The organism is Thalassospiraceae bacterium LMO-SO8, from assembly GCA_031655335.1.
Lineage (GTDB): Bacteria > Pseudomonadota > Alphaproteobacteria > Rhodospirillales > Casp-alpha2 > UBA1479.
In genome coordinates this window covers 3,505,089-3,523,866 of sequence record CP134226.1, presented here as the reverse complement: position 1 = coordinate 3,523,866, position 18,778 = coordinate 3,505,089, and the positions used below count along the sequence as shown (strand labels likewise).

The following is an 18,778-nucleotide window of genomic DNA, read 5'->3' as shown; positions in this document are numbered from 1 at the left end:
GCGCGTCCGCCCGACCGGGTCTAGTTGGCCGCGGCCGGCGTCGCGCCGGGGTTCAGAATCTGGTTCAGAACGTCCTGATGGACGGTCACGCCCAGGTCCTTGCGCAAGGCTCCCGCCAGTTGCGTGACCAGATCATCCTTCAGCACCGACGCCAGTTCTTGGCGCATCGTGTCGACGCCGGTCTTGTCGGCGGCCGGATCGGCCTGAGTGACGGATTTCAGGCGGGCGATGAAATAGCCGCCGTCGGCACGGGTCACCTTGGCCTCGCCGGTGTTCAGCGTGAAGATATCCTGCAGCACCTGGCCGGGAAGGTCCGACTGGCTGCGCGCCATATAGCGTTTCAGGGCCTTGGTTTCCGCATAGGCGACCCCCGCATCGGCGGCGACGGCCTTGGCATCCTCGACCGTTTTCAGACGTTCGGCCAACTGCTTGGCGAAGGCCAGGGCGGCGTCGCGCTTGCGTTCGGCCATGACGGCGGCCTTGACCTGATCCTTGACCGTCTCGAAGGGACGCACCGCCGGCTTGGTCACCTTGTCCACGCGCAGCACGAAGAAGGCGTCGTCGCCCATTTCACGAAGGGTGGAATCGGTCCCTTCCTCGGTTTCGAAGGCGGCGGCGACGATGGCCTGGGCGTTATCCGGCAGGCCCGCCGCCGGCTTGCCGTCCGGGCCGTTGCCGCTGGAATCCAGGGCCGCGATCTTCATCGCCTTGATGTTCATGGCCTCCGCCACGGTTTCGATGGACGCTCCCTTGCCCAGATCGTCTTCCATGCGGTTGACCTGGGTGTAGAGCGCATCGATGGCGCGTTCATGGGCGATCGTCGCCCGCAGCTTGTCCTTGACCTCGTCCAGGGTGGCGACATGGGCAGGCGTGATCTCGCGCACCTTGACGATGTAGAACCCGATGCCGCCGGGGCCGGGCAGGGGGGGCGTCACGCCGCCCGCGGGCGCCGCGAAGGCCGCGTCGGCGATTTCCGTCAGAACCTCGTCACGGGCGACCGTGCCCAGGTCCGTGCCGGCTTCGTCCATGCCGGCGAATTCCTTGGCGACGTCGACGAAGGTCCGTCCTTCGGACAGCGCCTTGGCCGCCTTGTCGGCGGTCGCCTGATCGGGCAGGACCATCTGCGACAGGGCGCGCCTTTCCGGCGTGCCCAAGGTTTCCGCCTGTTCCTTGAAGGTCTTCTCCACATCGGCGTCGGTCACCGCCGCGATGTCGGTCAGGCCCTTGGCGCTGAGCACGGCCAGGGTGATGGCGCGGTATTCGGGGGCGGTGAAGGCGGACGGGTTGGCCTTGTGGTAGGCGCGCAGTTCAAGTTCGCTCGGCTCGGTCGTGATCTGCGCCGCCGCGTCGGTCACGAACAGGGTTTCCGCCCTGCGGGTTTCCTCGCGGTAGCGATAGAAGGTCTCGGCCAGCACGTCGGGCGCCACAACGCCGGCCTCGACCGTGTCGAGCAGCTGTCCGCGGGCCAGTTCGCGGCGCGCGCGTTCCAGGAATTCCTGTTCGGTCAGGCCGAACTGATAAAGCATGTTCTGAAACTTCTGACGGTCGAAGCCGCCGGCGCCCAGGTTGCTGCGGAACGCGTTGGACGCGCGCACGGCGTCGCGCACGATGGTGTCGGACACGGCGATATCCATGTCATGCGCGGCCTTGGTCAGCAGGATATCGTTGATCAGCTGGCCCAAAACCGATTGCGGCAGGCCCAGAAGGCGCGCCGTTTCCGGCGTCAGCTGGCCGGCGAACCGGGGATTGAGCCGCGCCATCTCGCGGCGGACCTCGTTTTCCACGTCGCGGCGCGACAATTCCTTGCCGGCCACTTCGGCGACGGGCTGGTCGTCGGGACGGAATTGGACCATGTCCCCGATACCCCAGGCGCCGAAACTGATGACGAGCAGGCCGAGGATGATCTTGACGACGAGTGAGCCGGTCTTTTCGCGAATTTGACGAAGCATGGAAAATCCTTCTGGGTTGCGCCCTTCTCCTTGGGGCGGCGCATCATAGAGGGGGCGCGGAACGCCCGCAACACCACTTGGACGCCGATTGCGGCGCCGTTCCGGCGGCTTGCCGATTGGCTTGCCGGGGGGCCTGTGTTAGAGGAGGCGCAGCAAGAGAAACCATCCGATACATCCAATACATAGGTGTGACATGAGCCAAGGGCGGACGCCGCTGATCGCGGGCAACTGGAAAATGAACGGTGGGCTGGACGAGGTCGATTCCCTGGCCGGCGAACTGGCCCGGCGCATGACCGCGCTGGACGCACCACCCGCCTTCGACATGGCGCTGTGCCCGCCGTTTCCGCTGTTGCCCATGATCGCCGCCCGAATCGAGGAAAGCGGGTTGGCGCTGGGCGCCCAGGATTGCCATGGAAAAGAGCAGGGGGCCCATACGGGCGACGTCAGCGCGGCCCTGCTGGCCCAGGTCGGCTGCGACTTCGTCATTGTCGGCCATTCCGAGCGGCGCACGGACCATCACGAAACCGACGCCCAGGTTGTGGAAAAGGCCCGGGCGGCGCAGGCGGCGGGGCTGTGCGCCATTGTCTGCGTCGGCGAGACCGAGGCGGAACGCGACGCCGGCCGCGCGGCCGAGGTCGTGGTCGGTCAGGTCGCGGGCTCCGTCCCCGAGGGCTCGAACCCGGATAATCTGGTCATCGCCTACGAGCCCGTCTGGGCCATCGGCACGGGCAAGACCGCGACGCCCGGGGACGCCCAGGAAATGCACGCGGCGATCCGCGCATCGCTGGCCGGCCGGTTCGGTGCGGATGCGGCGGCGGGGGTGCGCATTCTCTATGGCGGGTCGATGAAACCCGGCAACGCGGCGGAGCTTCTGGCCCTGGCCGATGTCGACGGCGGGCTGATCGGCGGGGCGGCGCTGAAGGCCGACGATTTCTGGGCGATTGCCGAGGCCGTGGCGTGAGGGCGCAAAACCTCCTGGTAATCGGCCTTGCAACGCAGTAAAACGCGGCCCAACTGATTGGGGTCGGTGCGCGCCACGGCGGCGCACGGCCCGTTTGGAAGGAAGTTCGATGCAAAACGTGATCCTGGTCATTCACCTGCTGCTGGCCATCGGCTTGGTCGGTGTGGTGCTGTTGCAGCGCTCCGAAGGCGGCGGCCTGGGCATCGGTGGCGGCGGTGGCGGCATGGGCGGCTTCATGACCGGGCGCGCGACGGCCGACCTGTTGACCCGCACGACGGCGATCTTGGCGACCGCGTTCATGATCACCTCGCTGGTGCTGGCGATCATCGCCGCCCACGACCGCAAGGCGGCGACGGGGTCGATTCTCGACCAGCCGGCCCAGACCGCGCCCGCGCCGAGCGTGCCCGCGGCCCCCGCAGCCCCGATCGCCAAGTAGGGAAATGGCAGGAATCCGCGACTCCCGGAACATCGATCAGAGGCGGGGAATTTCCCGCCTCTTTTCTTTTTGCCCCATCAACCGTCAGTGTATTGTGTAGGCCCATGACGCGGTTCATCTTCATCACCGGCGGCGTGGTCTCTTCCCTCGGAAAAGGACTGGCATCGGCGGCTCTCGGGGCCTTGCTGCAGGCGAACGGATTCAAGGTCCGTTTGCGCAAGCTGGATCCCTATCTCAACGTTGATCCAGGGACCATGAGCCCCTATCAGCACGGCGAGGTCTACGTCACCGACGACGGGGCGGAGACCGATCTCGACCTCGGCCATTACGAGCGCTTCACCGGCGTGGCGTCCCGCCAGTCCGACAACGTGACCACGGGCCGCATCTATTCGGACGTGATCGCCAAGGAACGGCGCGGCGACTATCTGGGCGCCACCATCCAGGTCATTCCCCACGTCACCGACGCCATCAAGAATTTCGTGACCTCGGACCTGGAGGACGAAGACTTCATCCTGTGCGAGATCGGCGGCACGGTCGGCGACATCGAGGGCCTGCCGTTCCTGGAGGCCATTCGTCAGTTGCGCAACGACCTGGGCCGCGACCGCACCATGTATATGCATCTGACGCTGCTGCCTTATATCCCGACGGCGGGCGAGTTGAAGACCAAGCCGACCCAGCATTCCGTGAAGGAACTGCTGAGCGTCGGGATTCAGCCGGACGTGCTGTTGTGCCGCGCCGACCGGCCGTTGCCCGAGGGCGAGCGCAAAAAGATTTCCCTGTTCTGCAACGTCGATGAACGCGACGTCATCCCGGCCCTGGACGTGGACACCATCTACCGGGTGCCGCTGGCCTATCACGCCGAAGGCCTGGATGCCTCCGTCTACCGCCATTTCAACATCGAGACGGGGGAGCCGGACCTCAGCCGCTGGGAGACCATCGCCGAGACCGCGATCCGGCCCGAGGGCGAGGTGTCGATCGCCGTGGTCGGCAAGTACACGGTGTTGCCCGACGCCTACAAGTCGCTGATCGAGGCCCTGACCCACGGCGGTATCGCCAACAACGTCAAGGTCAACATCAAGTGGATCGAGTCGGAAATCTTCGAGACCGAGACCGAGGCCCTGCATACCCTTGAGGACGTGCACGGCGTGCTGGTTCCGGGCGGCTTCGGCGAGCGCGGATCGGAAGGCAAGATTTCCGCCGTCACCTTCGCGCGTGAGCGCGGCGTGCCCTATTTCGGCATCTGCTTCGGCATGCAGATGGCCGTGGTCGAGGCGGCGCGCAATCTGGCCGGCATCAAGGGGGCGAGTTCGACCGAATTCGGCCCGGCCAAGGAGCCTGTGGTCGGCCTGCTGACGGAATGGATGAACGGCAATCAATTGGAACAGCGCAAACAAGGCGGCAACCTGGGCGGCACCATGCGCCTGGGCGCCTTTCCCTGCGCATTGCAGGACGGTTCGCGCGTCCGCGATATCTACGGCCAGCAGGACATTTCGGAGCGCCACCGCCATCGCTACGAGGTCAACACGGAATACCGTGCGCGCCTGGAGGCGGCGGGCCTCATGTTCACCGGCATGTCGCCCGACGGCCTGCTGCCGGAAATCGTTGAAATCCCCGAGCATCCGTGGTTCATCGGGGTGCAGTTCCACCCGGAACTGAAATCGAAACCGTTCGAGCCGCATCCGCTGTTCACGTCCTTCATCGACGCGGCGGTCAAGCAGGCCAGATTGGTTTAAACAACATCTGGTCTAACCGGCCTTTTAAGGAAACGCCCTTGTCCTCTTCGATCACCGTCGGCGACCTGAACATCGGCAACGGCCTGCCGCTCGTGCTGATCGCCGGGCCCTGCGCCATGGAAAGCCAGAACCATGCGCTGGACATGGCCGGCGCGCTCATGGAAATGACCGGCAAGTTGGGCATGGGGCTGATCTACAAGACGTCCTTCGACAAGGCCAACCGCACCAGCGCCACCAGCCCGCGCGGCATGGGCCTGGACAAGGCCTTGCCCGTGTTCGAGGCGGTGAAGAAACAGATCGGCTGTCCCGTGCTGACCGATGTGCACGACGCCGGGCAATGCGCCGAGGCCGCGACCGTGGTCGACGTGCTGCAAATTCCGGCCTTCCTGTGCCGTCAGACGGACCTGCTGCTCGCCGCCGGCGAGACGGGGGCCGCCATCAACGTCAAGAAGGGCCAATTCCTGGCCCCATGGGACATGCAGAACGTGGTCGACAAGATCAAATCCACCGGCAATCAGCGCGTCATGGTGTGTGAGCGGGGGGCTAGCTTCGGCTACAACACCCTGGTGTCCGACATGCGGGCCCTGCCGGTGCTGGCCAAGACCGGCTGCCCCGTGGTGTTCGACGCGACCCATTCCGTGCAGCAGCCGGGTGGGCAGGGCACGACATCCGGCGGGCAGCGGGAATTCGCGCCCGTGCTGGCCCGCGCCGCCGTGGCCGTGGGCGTCGCCGCCGTGTTCATGGAAACCCATGAAGACCCGGACACGGCGCCGTCCGACGGCCCCAACATGATTCATCTAACCGACATGCCGGGCGTGCTAGAAACGCTCGCGGCGTTCGACCGGCTGGCCAAGGCCCACCCGGTTTCCCTATAAAGCCCTGATCCTGACCCTGACGCCTAACAGACGGCCCGCTGGCCGGACCTGACCGGAGAAAGACATGACCGCCATCGTCGACGTATTCGCCCGCGAAATCCTGGATTCCCGCGGCAACCCCACCGTGGAAGTGGACGTGACCCTGGAAACGGGCACGCTCGGCCGCGCCGCCGTGCCGTCGGGGGCGTCGACCGGCGCCCATGAGGCCGTGGAACTCCGCGACGGCGACGATGCGCGCTACCTGGGCAAGGGCGTGCTGGCCGCCGTCGACGCCGTGAACGGCGAAATCTGCGACGCCCTGGCCGGCGCGGACGTCGAGGATCAGTTGTTCATCGACAACGTGATGATCGAGCTGGACGGCACGCCCAACAAGGCGCGGCTCGGCGCCAACGCGATCCTGGGCGTCAGCCTGGCCGCCGCCAAGGCGGCGGCGGAGGAGGCGGGCCTGCCGCTGTACCGCTATGTCGGCGGCGCCTTCGCCCGCGACCTGCCGGTGCCGATGATGAACATCATCAACGGCGGCGCGCATGCGGACAATCCCATCGATTTCCAGGAATTCATGATCATGCCCGTGGGTGCGGACGATTTCCCCGACGCCCTGCGCATGGGGGCGGAGGTGTTCCATACCCTGAAAAAGGGCCTGGCCAAGGCGGGGCACGCCACCAACGTGGGTGACGAAGGCGGCTTCGCGCCGAACCTGAGCAGCTCGGAAGAAGCGCTCGACTTCATCATGAAGGCCATTTCCGACGCCGGCTACGCGCCGGGCGAGGACGTGGTCCTGGCCCTCGACAGCGCCTCGACCGAATTCTACCGGGACGGCAAGTACGTCATGGAAGGGATCGGCAAGACCCTCGGCGCCGACGAGATGGCGCGGCTTTACCAGGATCTCTGCGCCAACTATCCCATTAAATCCATCGAGGACGGCATGGCCGAGGACGACTGGGACGGCTGGAAGGCCCTGACCGACGCCATCGGTGGAACGGTGCAGTTGGTCGGCGACGACCTGTTCGTGACCAACCCGGTGCGCCTGGCCGACGGCATCGAGAAGGGCGTCGCCAATTCGATCCTCATCAAGGTCAACCAGATCGGCACCTTGTCGGAAACCCTGCAGACGGTCGAGATGGCCCACAAGGCGGGCTACACGGCGGTGATTTCCCACCGTTCCGGCGAGACCGAGGACACCACCATCGCCGACATCGCCGTCGCCACCAACGCCGGGCAGATCAAGACCGGGTCGCTGTCGCGCTCCGACCGGCTGGCCAAGTACAACCAGCTTCTGCGCATCAACGAGGACCTGGGGCCGACGGCGCGGTACAACGGCGCCGCGCTGTTCGGCTGATCGCGTTAACCTTTTCGGATTTCCAAAGTACTGGAAAACAAAGGGCTTTTCCGAGTCCTAACCGAAAATTAACCATCATTCCTTAGATTCGTACCTGCCGATTCGCGGAACCGGCATGGGGAATACTGGGGAATACGAACAATGGCGACACGCTTTGCCTCTCTGAAGAAAAAACTGACCGCGGCCCTGGGGCCGTCTCTGGGCATTCTGGCCTGTGCCTATTTTGCCTATCACACGGTCCACGGCGACCGGGGCGTGACGTCCCTGATGCTGATGCAGGAAAAGGTCGCCGAGGCGCAGATCCTCGCCGACGACCTGAAGGCGCAGCGCAGTGAGTGGGAACACCGGGTCGAACTCCTCGGTTCCCAGTCCCTCGACCTCGACATGCTTGAGGAACGGGCCCGCGTCATGCTGAACGTCGGCTTCGACCGCGATTACGTCATCTTCTTTACCAAGACGGGGGGCTGAGCCGATGGGATCGCTCGCGGAAACCCTGCGTCCGCCTTATTACGCTGCCGTCGTCACGCCGGTCGGCGGCGACATCGACCCGTCGGGCCGTCTGGCCATGGATGAATTGATTTCCCTGGCGCCGCGTCTCGACGGATTTCTCGGTCTTGAGACGGGCCGCCTGGATGACGGCCGGGGGGCCGCCGTGTGCTATTGGAAAACACCGGCGGCGATTCAGGGTTGGAAAACCCGCGTGCTGGCGCAAATGATGGAAGAGGTGAGCCTGAAGAACCGGCGCATCGAGGATGCCTGCGCCATCGAGGTGACGCGCGTCGTCAAACGCCTGTTCGGGCGCAAGACGCCCCTTTCCGTCGAGATCATGAGCACCTTCACGCCGCCGGCACCGGCGGTCGAACGGAGTGCGGCATAATGTCCGCCCAGGCGTCCATTGCGGTCGCCGAGGACAGGGACCTGCTGGCGTCGGCGTGCCTCGACGTCGCCCCCGAAGGGGACGGCCGGCCGACCTATTTCGCGGTCCTGTTCACCGATGCCTGGGACGGCGACCCGCCGACCAGATGGGCCGAGGCGCTGCGCCTGCTCGCCACCCTGGCGGAACAAAGCCCGGGCTATCTCGGCTACGACGTCGAGGTCATGGACGGCGGCCGCGAATACGCCGTCACCCATTGGGCGTCTCCCGCGCACATCCGGCAATGGAAGAAATCGTCGGCGATCGTGATCGGCGACAACGGTCTGCTGTCACGGATTTACGGGCGGGAAGGCTGCCTGTGGCCCTGGCTGGACGCGGCCAAACAGGCCTGATCCGTGACCGTAACGATCTATTTTTAACTGTTATTGAATTAATTAAATAGCAGTATTCCTGACCTATATTGTTTTTCGTCCCTTTTTTCAGCTATGATCTCCTGAAGTGATGGCGGGTAACCGCCGGCCCTGGGAGGGAGCGAAAAGGCGGACACCTTTGGCGCGCCATCTGGGGATGGAAACAGTCAGCCAAGGGAGGTCCAATGGCCCGGTCACCCAAGACGGCGGCGAAGGCAAAAACGCCCGCCAAGTCATCCAACGCGAAATCCTCAAAAACAGGTCCCACGCCGGACGAGCTTCGCCATTATTACCGCGAGATGCTGCTCATCCGCCGGTTCGAGGAAAAGGCGGGTCAGCTTTACGGCATGGGCCTGATCGGCGGTTTCTGCCACCTCTATATCGGTCAGGAAGCGGTCGTCGTCGGCATGATGGCGGCGTCGGAACCGCAGGACACCGTCATCACCAGCTACCGCGACCATGGCCACATGCTGGCCTGCGGCATGGACCCCAAGGGCGTGATGGCCGAACTGACCGGCCGGCGCGGCGGCTATTCGCGCGGCAAGGGCGGCTCCATGCACATGTTCTCGCGCGAAAAGAACTTCTTCGGCGGCCACGGCATCGTCGGCGCCCAGGTGCCGCTCGGCACGGGGCTGGCCTTCGCCCATAAGTACAAGGGCGACGGCGGTGTCTGCATGGCCTATTTCGGCGACGGCGCCATCAACCAGGGCCAGGTCTATGAGAGCTTCAACATGGCCGCGATCTGGAACCTGCCGGTGATCTATGTGATCGAAAACAACAAGTACGGCATGGGCACGTCGATCGAACGCACCTCCAAGACCGCCGACCTGCACACCCGCGGCCTGGCCCACGGCATCGAGGGCTTTGCCGTCGACGGCATGGACGTTCTGGCGGTCAAGGAAGCCGCGGCCGAGGCGCTCAAGCGCTGCCGCGAAGGCAAGGGCCCGGTGATTCTGGAAATGAAGACCTACCGCTATCGCGGCCATTCCATGTCCGACCCGGCCAAATACCGGACCAAGGAAGAGGTCCAGAAGGTGCGCCGCGAGATGGACCCCATCGACACGCTCGCCCACAAGCTTCTGGAAGCCAAGGTCGTCACCGAGGACGATCTCAAGGCCATCGACAAGGAAGTGAAGGCCCTGGCCAACGAGGCCGCCGAGTTCGCCCAACAGAGCCCGGAACCGGACGCGTCCGAATTGTGGACCGACGTCCTGGTCGAAGCCTGAACGAAAACGTCGCACGAAGGGAACATCTGAACATGGCTACGCAAGTACTTCTGCCGGCGCTTTCTCCGACCATGACCGAGGGCAAGATCGCCAAGTGGCTCAAGAAGGAAGGGGACACGGTTGCAAGCGGCGACGTGTTGCTGGAAATCGAAACCGACAAGGCGACCATGGAGGTCGAGGCCGTCGATGAGGGCATCCTGGGCAAGATCCTGGTCCCCGACGGCACGGACGGCGTCGCCGTCAACACGCCCATCGCGGTGATCGTTGACGAGGGTGAAGACATCCCCGAAGGCGGCAATGCCCCGGCCGCCGTCAAGGCCCCGGAACCCAAGGCCGAAGCGCCGGCCCCGGCCGCGCCGGCGACAGCCGCCGCCCCTGTTGCGGCAACGGTCGCGGCCGAGCCCGATTACACCGGCGCCATGAAAACCATGACCGTGCGCGAGGCGCTCAATTCCGCCCTGGCCGAGGAAATGCGCCGCGACGGCAACGTCTACCTGATGGGCGAGGAAGTCGCCCAGTACCAGGGCGCCTACAAGATTTCTCAGGGCCTGCTCGACGAATTCGGCGACAAGCGCGTGATCGACACGCCGATCACCGAACAAGGCTTCGCCGGGATGGCCGTGGGCTCCGCGTTCCTGGAACTGAAGCCCGTGGTCGAATTCATGACCTTCAACTTCGCCATGCAGGCGATCGACCAGATCATCAATTCCGCCGCCAAGACGCTGTACATGTCCGGCGGCCAGATGGGCTGCCCCATCGTGTTCCGTGGCCCCAACGGGGCGGCGGCCCGCGTCGGCGCCCAGCATTCCCAGTGCTATGCGTCGTGGTACGCCCATTGCCCGGGCCTCAAGGTCATCGCCCCGTGGTCGGCGGCGGATGCCAAGGGCCTGTTGAAATCGGCGATCCGTGATCCCAACCCGGTGATCTTCCTGGAAAACGAAATTCTCTACGGCCAAAGCTTCGAAGTGCCGGACGATGAAGACTGGACCCTGCCCATCGGCAAGGCCAAGGTTGAACGCCCCGGCAAGGACGTGACCCTGGTCGCCTTCTCCATCGCCGTCGGCATCTGCATGGAAGCGGCGGAAAAGCTGGCCGCCGAAGGCATCGACGCGGAGGTCATCAACCTGCGCACGGTGCGTCCCATCGACGTCGAAACCCTGGTCGCGTCCGTCAAGAAGACCAACCGCATCGTCACGGTGGAGGAAGGCTGGCCGACCTGCGGGATCGGCGCCGAAATCAACCAGTTGATGATCGAACATGCCTTCGACGACCTGGACGCGCCGCCGACCCGGGTGTCCGGCGCCGACGTGCCCATGCCCTATGCGGCGAACCTGGAGGCGTTGGCCCTGCCCAAGGCCCATAACGTGGTCGAGGCGGCGAAAGCCGTCTGCTACGCTTAAAGCGCGGGGAGAGACATCATGCCGATCAAAATCCTGATGCCGGCCCTGAGCCCGACCATGACCGAGGGCAACCTGGCCAAGTGGCACAAGAAGGAAGGCGACGCCGTCGAAAGCGGCGACGTTCTCGCGGAAATCGAAACCGACAAGGCGACCATGGAAGTCGAAGCCGTGGACGAAGGCATCCTCGGCAAGATCGTGGTGCCGGAAGGCACCGCCGACGTCGCCGTGAACGCGGTGATCGCGTTGCTGCTGGAAGACGGCGAAGACGCCTCGGCCCTCGACGGCGCCGATACTTCCGGTGGGGCCGCGGCCCCGGCGGCGGAGGCGGCCAAGCCGGCCCCGGCAGCCGCACCGGCAACGCCCGCAGCACCTGCCGCCGCCCCGGCCGCGGCATCCGGCGACCGGGTGGTCGCGAGCCCGCTGGCCAAGCGCATCGCCGCCCAGGAAGGCCTCGACCTCGCCACCATCGGCGGCTCCGGCCCGCGCGGCCGCGTGGTCAAACGCGACGTGGAGGCGGCCTTGGCCGCCGGCACGGGCAAGGCCGCCCCTTCGGCGGCTGCACCGGCCCCCTCGGGCGCCAGCGCCCCGGCCGCCGCGCCGACGCCGACCCAAGGCGATCCGGTGTTCGCCAACATGCCGGAGTTCGAGGCCGTGCCGAATTCCTCCATGCGCAAGGTCATTGCCACGCGCCTGACGGCCTCGGCCCGCGACATCCCGCATTTCAACATCTCGATCGACGTCGAGATCGACAAGCTGCTGGCCGCGCGCAAGGACCTGAACGGACGCGACGGGGCGGACTACAAGATTTCCGTCAACGACTTCGTCATCAAGGCCGTCGCCGTGGCGCTCCGCCGCTGCCCGGACGTCAACGTGTCCTACACGGACGACGCGATCCTCAAGTTCAAGCGCGCCGACGTGTCCGTCGCCGTCGCCATCGAGGGCGGGTTGATCACCCCGATCATCAAGGACGCGGGATCGCTCGGCCTCGCCGCCATTTCCGCCAAGGCCAAGGAACTGGCCGGCAAGGCGCGGGACGGCAAGCTTCAGCCCGAGGAATTCCAGGGCGGTACCTTCACCATCTCCAACCTGGGCATGTTCGGGGTGAAGTCCTTCAACTCCATCATCAACCCGCCCCAGGGCGGCATCCTGTCGGTCGGCGCCGGCGAACAGCGGCCGGTCGTGAAGAACGGCGCGCTTTCCGTCGCCACGGTGATGTCCCTGACGCTCGCGGTCGACCACCGCTGCATCGACGGCGCCACGGCGGCCGGCTTTGCCAAGGAACTGAAGGCGATCCTCGAAGATCCCATTCAGTTGCTGCTGTAGAGGAGGGCGGTCACATGGCGGATACGTCTTTCGACATCCTGATCATCGGCGGCGGGCCGGGCGGCTACGTCGCCGCGATCCGCGCGGCGCAGCTGGGCTTCAAGACTTGCGTGGTCGAGAAACAGCACCTGGGCGGCATCTGCCTCAACTGGGGCTGCATTCCGACCAAGGCGCTGCTGCGTTCCGCCGAGATCTATCACTACATGCAGCACGCGGACGCCTACGGCCTGTCGGCCAAGGACGTGTCCTTCGACATCGAAAAGGTCATCGGCCGCTCGCGCGGCGTGTCCAAGCAGCTGAACGGCGGCGTCGGGCATCTGTTGAAGAAGAACAAGGTGACGGTCATTGACGGCACCGGCGTGCTCAAGGGCGGCGGCAAGGTCGGCGTCACGGGCCCTGATGATGGAAAAGGTGGCGGCAAGGCGCTGCCCGATTTGACCGGCAAGCACATCATCGTCGCCACGGGGGCGCGCCCGCGGGCATTGCCGGGGCTGGAGCCCGACGGCAAGCTGGTCTGGACCTATTTCGAGGCGCTGAAGCCCGACATCTTCCCGAAAAAGCTTCTGGTCATCGGATCGGGCGCCATCGGCATCGAATTCGCGAGCTTCTATCACACGCTGGGCGCCGACGTGACGGTGGTCGAGGTCATGTCCCAGATCATGCCCGTCGAGGACGCGGAGATTTCCGCGGTCGCGCGCAAGCAAATGGAGAAATCGGGCCTCAAGATCATGACCGAAGCCAAGGTTACGAAGCTGGCCAAAGGGGCCAACGACGTGACCTGCACGGTCGAGACCAAGGACGGCAAGACCCAGGAAATCAAGGTCGACCGGGTCATTTCCGCCGTCGGCGTGCAGGGCAACATCGAAGGCATCGGGCTTGAGAACACCAAGGTCAAGACCGACCGCGGCTGCATCGTCATCGACGAATACGGCCGCACGGCGGAACCGGGTGTCTACGCCATCGGCGACGTCGCCGGCCCGCCCATGCTGGCCCATAAGGCCGAGCACGAGGGCGTCATCTGCGTCGAGAAGATCAAGGGCCTGCCTAATGTCCATCCCATGGACAAGACCCAGATTCCGGGCTGCACCTATTGCCATCCGCAGGTCGCCAGCGTCGGCCTGACCGAGGCCAAGGCGAAGGAACAGGGCTACAAGGTGAAGGTCGGCCGCTTCCCGTTCCTCGGCAACGGCAAGGCGATTGCGTTGGGCGAGCCCGACGGCCTGGTCAAGACGGTGTTCGACGAAAAGACCGGACAGTTGCTGGGTGCCCACATGGTCGGCGCCGAAGTGACCGAGCTGATCCAGGGCTTCGTCATCGCCATGGGCCTGGAAACCACCGAGGAAGACCTCATGCACACGGTGTTCCCGCATCCGACCCTGTCGGAAATGATGCATGAATCCGTCCTTGACGCTTACGGGCGGGTGATCCACTTCTAAGCCATGGCAAACACAGACAACGTGCGTCCGCTACGTCATCCGGAAAAGGCAAAAAATCCGGAAAATCCCCACCAGAAGAAACCTGCGTGGATTAGGGTCAAGGCGCCCACGTCGCCGGCCTATGCGGAAACCCGCAAGCTGATGCGCGACCGCAACCTGACCACGGTCTGCGAGGAAGCGGCCTGCCCGAACATCGGCGAATGCTGGGCCCAGAAGCACGCCACGGTAATGATCCTGGGCGATATCTGCACACGGGCCTGCGCCTTCTGTAACGTCGCCACGGGCAAGCCGGGGACGGTCGATCCGCTGGAGCCCGACAACCTGGCCATCGCCGCCGGCGAAATGGGCATGAAGCATCTGGTCATCACCTCGGTCGACCGCGACGATCTGGCCGATGGCGGGGCGGGGCAGTTCGTGAAGTGCATCATGCGTCTAAGGGAAACCACGCCGGAAACGACCATCGAGATCCTGACCCCCGATTTCCGCGACAAACCAGGGGCACTCGAAGCCGTAATCCAGGCGAAGCCGGACGTGTTCAACCACAACCTGGAGACCGTGCCGCGGCTCTACCCTACGATCCGCCCGGGCGCGCGCTATTTCCATTCCCTGAAGCTGCTCGACCGCGCCAAGGACCTGGACCCGGAAGTCTTCACCAAGTCCGGCATCATGGTCGGCCTGGGCGAGACGCGCTCGGAAGTGTTGCAGGTCATGGACGACCTGCGCTCCGCCCGCGTCGATTTCCTGACCATCGGCCAGTATCTGGCGCCGACCACGCGCCATGCCCCCGTCGACCGTTTCGTCACGCCGGACGAGTTCACCGAATACAGGCGCCTGGCCGAAGCCAAGGGCTTCCTGCTGGTCTCGGCCTCACCGCTGACCCGCTCGTCCCACCACGCCGGCGAGGACTTCGCCAAGTTGCAAGCCGCGCGTCAGGCGGGCAGGGGCTAACGCCATGCCCACACATGCCGAAATCCGCCGGTTGCCCTACCGGGCCGATCAGATGTTCGATCTGGTCGCCGATGTCGGCCGCTATCCCGAATTCCTGCCCTGGTGTCAGGCGACGCGCATCCGCGAGCGTTCCGACACCCTGCTGGTCGCCGACATGGTGATCGGCTTCAAGATTTTCCGCGAACGTTTCACGTCCCGGGTGACGCTCGATTGGGAAGCCAAGCGGGTCGACGTCGCCTATTCGGACGGTCCGTTCAAGTATCTGAAAAATCACTGGATATTCACGCCGGCAGAGAACGGACAGGCCTGCGATATCGACTTTTACGTCGATTTCGAATTCCGCTCCAAACTGCTGCAATCGGCGATCTCGGTGGTGTTCAACGAAGCCGTGACCAAGATGGTCAACGCCTTCGAAAGCCGGGCGGACGATCTGTACGGCGGCGCGCCGACGCCGTCGGGCGCGGGCCGGGCGGCCTGCGGCGGCTAACGGTCCGGCTCGCTGAGGTCCCGCTGGGCCCGCCGGATCCAATTCTGCCATCCGGCATACAGGGTTTCCGTGCAATTGGGTTTCGGGGCCATCCGGCGGTCGTCGACGAACCGCACGGTCGCCTCGGCGATCACCTTGGCGCCCAGGGCGTGATCGAAGTGGTCCCGCACGAACAGGTTCGTGCCGACCTCGTCCAGATTGTTCAAGGTTGGTTGGGACCACAGCCTCGGCCCCAGATCGCGCAGGATCGTTGCCGTCAGCCGGGGCATGAGTTTGCACACCAGCAGGCGGTCACGCTTCGTGCGCACAAGCATTTCCACGGACACGAAGACCAGATCGTTCTGTTCCAGGCCTGTCAGGCTGTATCCCCGGGGGTCCAGGGGCACCGGCTCCATGACGATGATGCTGGGGTCAAGCGGCGGCGGTGACACGCTCTGCCGGTTACCATCCGGCCCCAGGGCCAAGGGGCCGGTATTGGTGAGGAACCCGGCGATTGCGACCGCCGTCAAGGACGTGCCGGTCGCCCCCACCGCAATCAACAGACTTTTGCCAAAGCTCAAGGGCGACTCCCATGCAATGCGGGGTCGCCAACCAGAAATTCGGGGTGCCGGTTGGAAGGTTCAAAGGCCGGCGCGAGGCCGGGCGCTTCCCTTCATATAAGGATGCAACCGGCATCGTGCAACCGGCAAAAATACAAGTAATTTCAAGGTAATATTAATGTATGCAGGGCGCTCAGTCGGCCAGGGCCAGGAGCAGCGCCAGCGCCCGTTGCACGGTGGCCCGGCGCACCGCCGCCCGGTCGCCGTCGAACACATGGCGTTCATGGACGATGTCACGGCCGTGGCGCGCCGCGCCGAAGTGGACCAGGCCCACGGGCTTGTCCTTGGTGCCGCCGGTCGGCCCGGCGACGCCGGTGACCGCGACGGCGCAATCGACGGGAGCATGGGTCAGCACGCCCCAGGCCATGGCGCGGGCCGTTGCCTCGGACACGGCCCCGTGGTCGCGCAGGATGCCGTCGTCCACGTCCAGAAGGTCCATCTTGGCGTCGTTGGAATAGGTCACGAAGCCGCGGTCGACCACCGCCGACGAGCCGGAGATGCCGGTCAAGGCCCCGGCGATCAGGCCGCCGGTACAGCTTTCGGCGGTGCCCAGGGTCAGGCCCCGGGCCGCATAGGTTTCGATCACCTGGCGCGCCAGATCGTCAATCGCGGTATCGGTCATGGTTAGGTTCCTCCGGCCATCGCATATCCTAATCCGTAGACCACGACCGCCGCAAAGCCTCCGGCGATCAGATCGTCCAGCATCACGCCGACAGCACCCGGAACCTCGCGGTCGGCCCAGCTGACGGGCCAGGGCTTCCAGATGTCGAACAGGCGGAAGGCGACAAATCCGGCGGCGAACAGGACCGGGTCCAGGCCCGCCGGCAGCAGGGCGATCCACTGTCCCGCAACCTCGTCGATCACCACGAAGGACGGATCCTTGACGGCGGAACGCCTGAGCACCGCCGCCGTGGCAAGAATGCCCAATACCGTCGCCGCGGCCGCCGCGACGGCCAGCCAGGGCCATCCCAAATAGAACAGGATCGCCCAGGCGACGGGCAGGGCGCCAAGGGAGCCGACGGTTCCCGGCGCCTTGGGCGCCAGACCGCAGCCGAACCATGTGGCAACGATCATCGCGGGATTGAGGGCCGGGGGGCGATCCGGGCCGGGGCTTGGCGCGGTCCCGGAGGTGGTGTCGTCAGTCAATCTGTTGCTCCTTTGCGCGGCCCGCCGATGCGGAGGCCTAACCGCCTTAAACCTTCAGAAAAGGCCGGAAATCCAACGCTTTTTTCGATCTCTTCGGGGGCGTGCGGAAATGTAGACTTGAACGCCTTAGACCTTCCCTATACCTTCGACGCAGGCAGATCGTTTCCGGGGCCAATAGGGGGCTGGAGACGGCCCAAAAACAATAAAGACTGTCTACCCGGCGCAGGCGTGAAAGCCAAGTGCCGGGCGGCGCCGAACTGGGACCGGAATGGCCATCGTACGAGGGAAGGAACGCGGGGGAATGATGAGACGGGGAGCTTTCGAAACGAATGCCGTAAAGCACCTGCGGGCGCTTGCCGGCCGATTGTTCCCGGAACGCCAGCTCGTCGTGCGCACCGAAGGGCGGGTGTCCTACTTCAAGATTTCCCAACCCGTGCAGATCGTGATGTCCGGCGTCGTCGCCGTGGCGCTGTCGTGGAGCACCTTCACCTCCGTCAGTTTCCTGATGCACGACCAGGTCCTGCAAGCCAAGGACGACGAGATCGCCGGCGCGCGCCTGGCCTACCGTTCGCTGCTCAACGAAGTCGCCGAGTACCAGCGCAAGTTCGCCTCGATCACCAAGGATCTTGAGGAAAACCATTCCCTCATGCTGGGGCTGGTGGAAAAGAACGCCGCCCTGCAGCGCAACCTGAGTTCCGTGTCCCGCAAGCTGGAAATCACCGCCGCCGAACGCCAGCAGGTGATCAGCGCGCGCGAGCGCCTGAAGGAACAGCTGGCCACGCTTGAGAACGAAATGACGTCTCTGTCGGGCCGCAACTTCGCGCTGAAGGACAATCTGAACGCGGTCGAAAGCGACCTGCACCTGATCATGACCGAGCGCAACAAGGCGCAGAACGATTCATCGCGCATGCGCAACCGGGTCGAGGAACTGACCTCGCGGCTGAAGGAACTTCAGGAAACGGAAGGCGAGGTCGTCCAGCGCATGAACGAGCGCGCCGGCGACCAGATCGCCGGCCTGGAAAAGGTCATCGAACTGACAGGCCTGGAGCCGGACCGGCTGCTCGGCGTCAGCGAAGAGGAAAAGTCGGGCGTCGGCGGCCCGTTCATTCCGGTCGAACCGGACGGTCTGCCGGCCGGCGATCTGAAACTGGAACTGGCCAACCTGGACCGCAATCTGAACCGGCTTGAATCCCTTCAGGAATCCATCGCCCGCGTGCCGCTCGCGGCCCCCCTGACGTCCTATTACATCACGTCCAGCTACGGCAAGCGCAAGGACCCCATGACCAACCGCTGGTCCGCCCATTACGGCGTCGACCTGGGCGGGCCGGTGAAGTCCCCGGTGTTTTCGACGGCGGCGGGCAAGGTGACCTACGCCGGCTGGAAGGGACGCTACGGCCGCCTGATCGAGATCGACCACGGGCTGGGGTTGAAAACCCGGTTCGCGCATCTCAGCAAGGTTCTTGTTAAGGTTGGCCAAGAAGTGAAGTTTCATGAGAAGATTGGACTTCTGGGTAGTACGGGCCGAAGCACGGGGCCACACCTCCATTACGAGGTGGTGTTCAACAACAAGCCGTTGAACCCGCTCAAGTTCATCAGGGCAGGAAAGTATGTTTTCAAAGACAAGTAAGGGTACGAG

General features: G+C 64.8%; 19 protein-coding genes. 15 read left to right on the top strand and 4 right to left on the bottom strand.

Annotation, left to right across the window (positions count from 1 at the left end):
* Nucleotides 1-20: 20 nt before the first annotated feature.
* Nucleotides 21-1,949, bottom strand: coding sequence for a SurA N-terminal domain-containing protein (locus RJ527_17000; GenBank protein ID WND75718.1), 1,929 nt, complete (start codon nt 1,947-1,949; stop codon nt 21-23).
* Between the two features lie 193 nt (nt 1,950-2,142).
* Between RJ527_17000 and tpiA the strand changes: the two genes are divergently transcribed.
* From tpiA to RJ527_16930, 14 genes are all read left to right on the top strand, one after another.
* Nucleotides 2,143-2,910 carry a triose-phosphate isomerase gene (gene tpiA / locus RJ527_16995; protein ID WND75717.1) on the top strand — a complete coding sequence of 256 codons (768 nt, stop codon included), beginning with the start codon at nt 2,143-2,145 and terminating at the stop codon, nt 2,908-2,910.
* 109 nt (nt 2,911-3,019) lie between these two features.
* Nucleotides 3,020-3,346 (top strand): preprotein translocase subunit SecG, encoded by a 327-nt coding sequence (gene secG / locus RJ527_16990; protein ID WND75716.1) that lies wholly within the window; start codon nt 3,020-3,022, stop codon nt 3,344-3,346.
* Between the two features lie 104 nt (nt 3,347-3,450).
* Nucleotides 3,451-5,079, top strand: a complete 1,629-nt coding sequence (locus tag RJ527_16985) for a CTP synthase (protein WND75715.1) — start codon at nt 3,451-3,453, stop codon at nt 5,077-5,079.
* Between the two features lie 38 nt (nt 5,080-5,117).
* Nucleotides 5,118-5,954 carry a 3-deoxy-8-phosphooctulonate synthase gene (gene kdsA / locus RJ527_16980; GenBank protein ID WND75714.1) on the top strand — a complete coding sequence of 279 codons (837 nt, stop codon included), beginning with the start codon at nt 5,118-5,120 and terminating at the stop codon, nt 5,952-5,954.
* 64 nt (nt 5,955-6,018) lie between these two features.
* Nucleotides 6,019-7,293 carry a phosphopyruvate hydratase gene (eno, locus tag RJ527_16975; GenBank protein ID WND75713.1) on the top strand — a complete coding sequence of 425 codons (1,275 nt, stop codon included), beginning with the start codon at nt 6,019-6,021 and terminating at the stop codon, nt 7,291-7,293.
* Nucleotides 7,294-7,434: 141 nt separating this feature from the next.
* Entirely contained in the window at nt 7,435-7,761 is a 327-nt protein-coding gene (locus RJ527_16970; GenBank protein ID WND75712.1) for a septum formation initiator family protein, read from the top strand.
* Nucleotides 7,762-7,765: 4 nt separating this feature from the next.
* Entirely contained in the window at nt 7,766-8,170 is a 405-nt protein-coding gene (locus RJ527_16965) for a hypothetical protein (protein WND75711.1), read from the top strand.
* Complete coding sequence (locus RJ527_16960) at nt 8,170-8,559, top strand: hypothetical protein (protein ID WND75710.1); 390 nt, start codon at nt 8,170-8,172, stop codon at nt 8,557-8,559. The genes RJ527_16965 and RJ527_16960 overlap by 1 nt, the downstream gene beginning before the upstream one ends.
* Nucleotides 8,560-8,762: 203 nt before the next feature.
* The gene (gene pdhA, locus RJ527_16955; GenBank protein ID WND75709.1) at nt 8,763-9,803 is read left to right on the top strand and encodes a pyruvate dehydrogenase (acetyl-transferring) E1 component subunit alpha; all 1,041 of its coding nucleotides are present in this window, start codon (nt 8,763-8,765) and stop codon (nt 9,801-9,803) included.
* 32 nt (nt 9,804-9,835) lie between these two features.
* Nucleotides 9,836-11,203 carry a pyruvate dehydrogenase complex E1 component subunit beta gene (locus RJ527_16950; GenBank protein WND75708.1) on the top strand — a complete coding sequence of 456 codons (1,368 nt, stop codon included), beginning with the start codon at nt 9,836-9,838 and terminating at the stop codon, nt 11,201-11,203.
* 18 nt (nt 11,204-11,221) lie between these two features.
* Entirely contained in the window at nt 11,222-12,526 is a 1,305-nt protein-coding gene (locus RJ527_16945; protein WND75707.1) for a pyruvate dehydrogenase complex dihydrolipoamide acetyltransferase, read from the top strand.
* 14 nt (nt 12,527-12,540) lie between these two features.
* Nucleotides 12,541-13,962 (top strand): dihydrolipoyl dehydrogenase, encoded by a 1,422-nt coding sequence (gene lpdA / locus RJ527_16940; protein WND75706.1) that lies wholly within the window; start codon nt 12,541-12,543, stop codon nt 13,960-13,962.
* A 3-nt stretch (nt 13,963-13,965) separates the two neighbouring features.
* Nucleotides 13,966-14,910 (top strand): lipoyl synthase, encoded by a 945-nt coding sequence (gene lipA, locus RJ527_16935; GenBank protein WND75705.1) that lies wholly within the window; start codon nt 13,966-13,968, stop codon nt 14,908-14,910.
* Between the two features lie 4 nt (nt 14,911-14,914).
* Nucleotides 14,915-15,397, top strand: a complete 483-nt coding sequence (locus RJ527_16930; GenBank protein WND75704.1) for a type II toxin-antitoxin system RatA family toxin — start codon at nt 14,915-14,917, stop codon at nt 15,395-15,397.
* On the opposite strand, the gene RJ527_16925 is transcribed toward RJ527_16930, so the two are convergent.
* The 3 genes from RJ527_16925 to RJ527_16915 all read right to left on the bottom strand — a co-directional run bounded on the left by RJ527_16925 (nt 15,394) and on the right by RJ527_16915 (nt 17,142).
* Nucleotides 15,394-15,957, bottom strand: a complete 564-nt coding sequence (locus tag RJ527_16925) for a hypothetical protein (GenBank protein ID WND75703.1) — start codon at nt 15,955-15,957, stop codon at nt 15,394-15,396. The two genes, RJ527_16930 and RJ527_16925, sit on opposite strands and share 4 nt — an antisense overlap.
* 172 nt (nt 15,958-16,129) lie before the next feature.
* Nucleotides 16,130-16,618 carry a CinA family protein gene (locus RJ527_16920; protein ID WND75702.1) on the bottom strand — a complete coding sequence of 163 codons (489 nt, stop codon included), beginning with the start codon at nt 16,616-16,618 and terminating at the stop codon, nt 16,130-16,132.
* A gap of 2 nt (nt 16,619-16,620) precedes the next feature.
* Entirely contained in the window at nt 16,621-17,142 is a 522-nt protein-coding gene (locus tag RJ527_16915) for a phosphatidylglycerophosphatase A (GenBank protein ID WND75701.1), read from the bottom strand.
* 301 nt (nt 17,143-17,443) lie between these two features.
* On the opposite strand from RJ527_16915, the gene RJ527_16910 reads away from it, so the two are divergent.
* Entirely contained in the window at nt 17,444-18,769 is a 1,326-nt protein-coding gene (locus tag RJ527_16910; protein ID WND75700.1) for a peptidoglycan DD-metalloendopeptidase family protein, read from the top strand.
* Nucleotides 18,770-18,778 lie beyond the last annotated feature (9 nt).

Bases quoted from the DNA above. Each gene is read 5' to 3' on its own strand.
- RJ527_16950 (WND75708.1), top strand. From the start codon at position 9,836: ATGGCTACGCAAGTACTTCTGCCGGCGCTTTCTCCGACCATGACCGAG.
- tpiA (WND75717.1), top strand. From the start codon at position 2,143: ATGAGCCAAGGGCGGACGCCGCTGATCGCGGGCAACTGGAAAATGAAC.
- lpdA (WND75706.1), top strand. From the start codon at position 12,541: ATGGCGGATACGTCTTTCGACATCCTGATCATCGGCGGCGGGCCGGGC.
- RJ527_16920 (WND75702.1), bottom strand. From the start codon at position 16,618: ATGACCGATACCGCGATTGACGATCTGGCGCGCCAGGTGATCGAAACC.
- RJ527_16985 (WND75715.1), top strand. From the start codon at position 3,451: ATGACGCGGTTCATCTTCATCACCGGCGGCGTGGTCTCTTCCCTCGGA.
- RJ527_16960 (WND75710.1), top strand. From the start codon at position 8,170: ATGTCCGCCCAGGCGTCCATTGCGGTCGCCGAGGACAGGGACCTGCTG.
- pdhA (WND75709.1), top strand. From the start codon at position 8,763: ATGGCCCGGTCACCCAAGACGGCGGCGAAGGCAAAAACGCCCGCCAAG.
- lipA (WND75705.1), top strand. From the start codon at position 13,966: ATGGCAAACACAGACAACGTGCGTCCGCTACGTCATCCGGAAAAGGCA.
- RJ527_16930 (WND75704.1), top strand. From the start codon at position 14,915: ATGCCCACACATGCCGAAATCCGCCGGTTGCCCTACCGGGCCGATCAG.
- secG (WND75716.1), top strand. From the start codon at position 3,020: ATGCAAAACGTGATCCTGGTCATTCACCTGCTGCTGGCCATCGGCTTG.
- RJ527_16965 (WND75711.1), top strand. From the start codon at position 7,766: ATGGGATCGCTCGCGGAAACCCTGCGTCCGCCTTATTACGCTGCCGTC.
- eno (WND75713.1), top strand. From the start codon at position 6,019: ATGACCGCCATCGTCGACGTATTCGCCCGCGAAATCCTGGATTCCCGC.
- RJ527_16910 (WND75700.1), top strand. From the start codon at position 17,444: ATGATGAGACGGGGAGCTTTCGAAACGAATGCCGTAAAGCACCTGCGG.
- RJ527_17000 (WND75718.1), bottom strand. From the start codon at position 1,949: ATGCTTCGTCAAATTCGCGAAAAGACCGGCTCACTCGTCGTCAAGATC.
- RJ527_16945 (WND75707.1), top strand. From the start codon at position 11,222: ATGCCGATCAAAATCCTGATGCCGGCCCTGAGCCCGACCATGACCGAG.
- RJ527_16970 (WND75712.1), top strand. From the start codon at position 7,435: ATGGCGACACGCTTTGCCTCTCTGAAGAAAAAACTGACCGCGGCCCTG.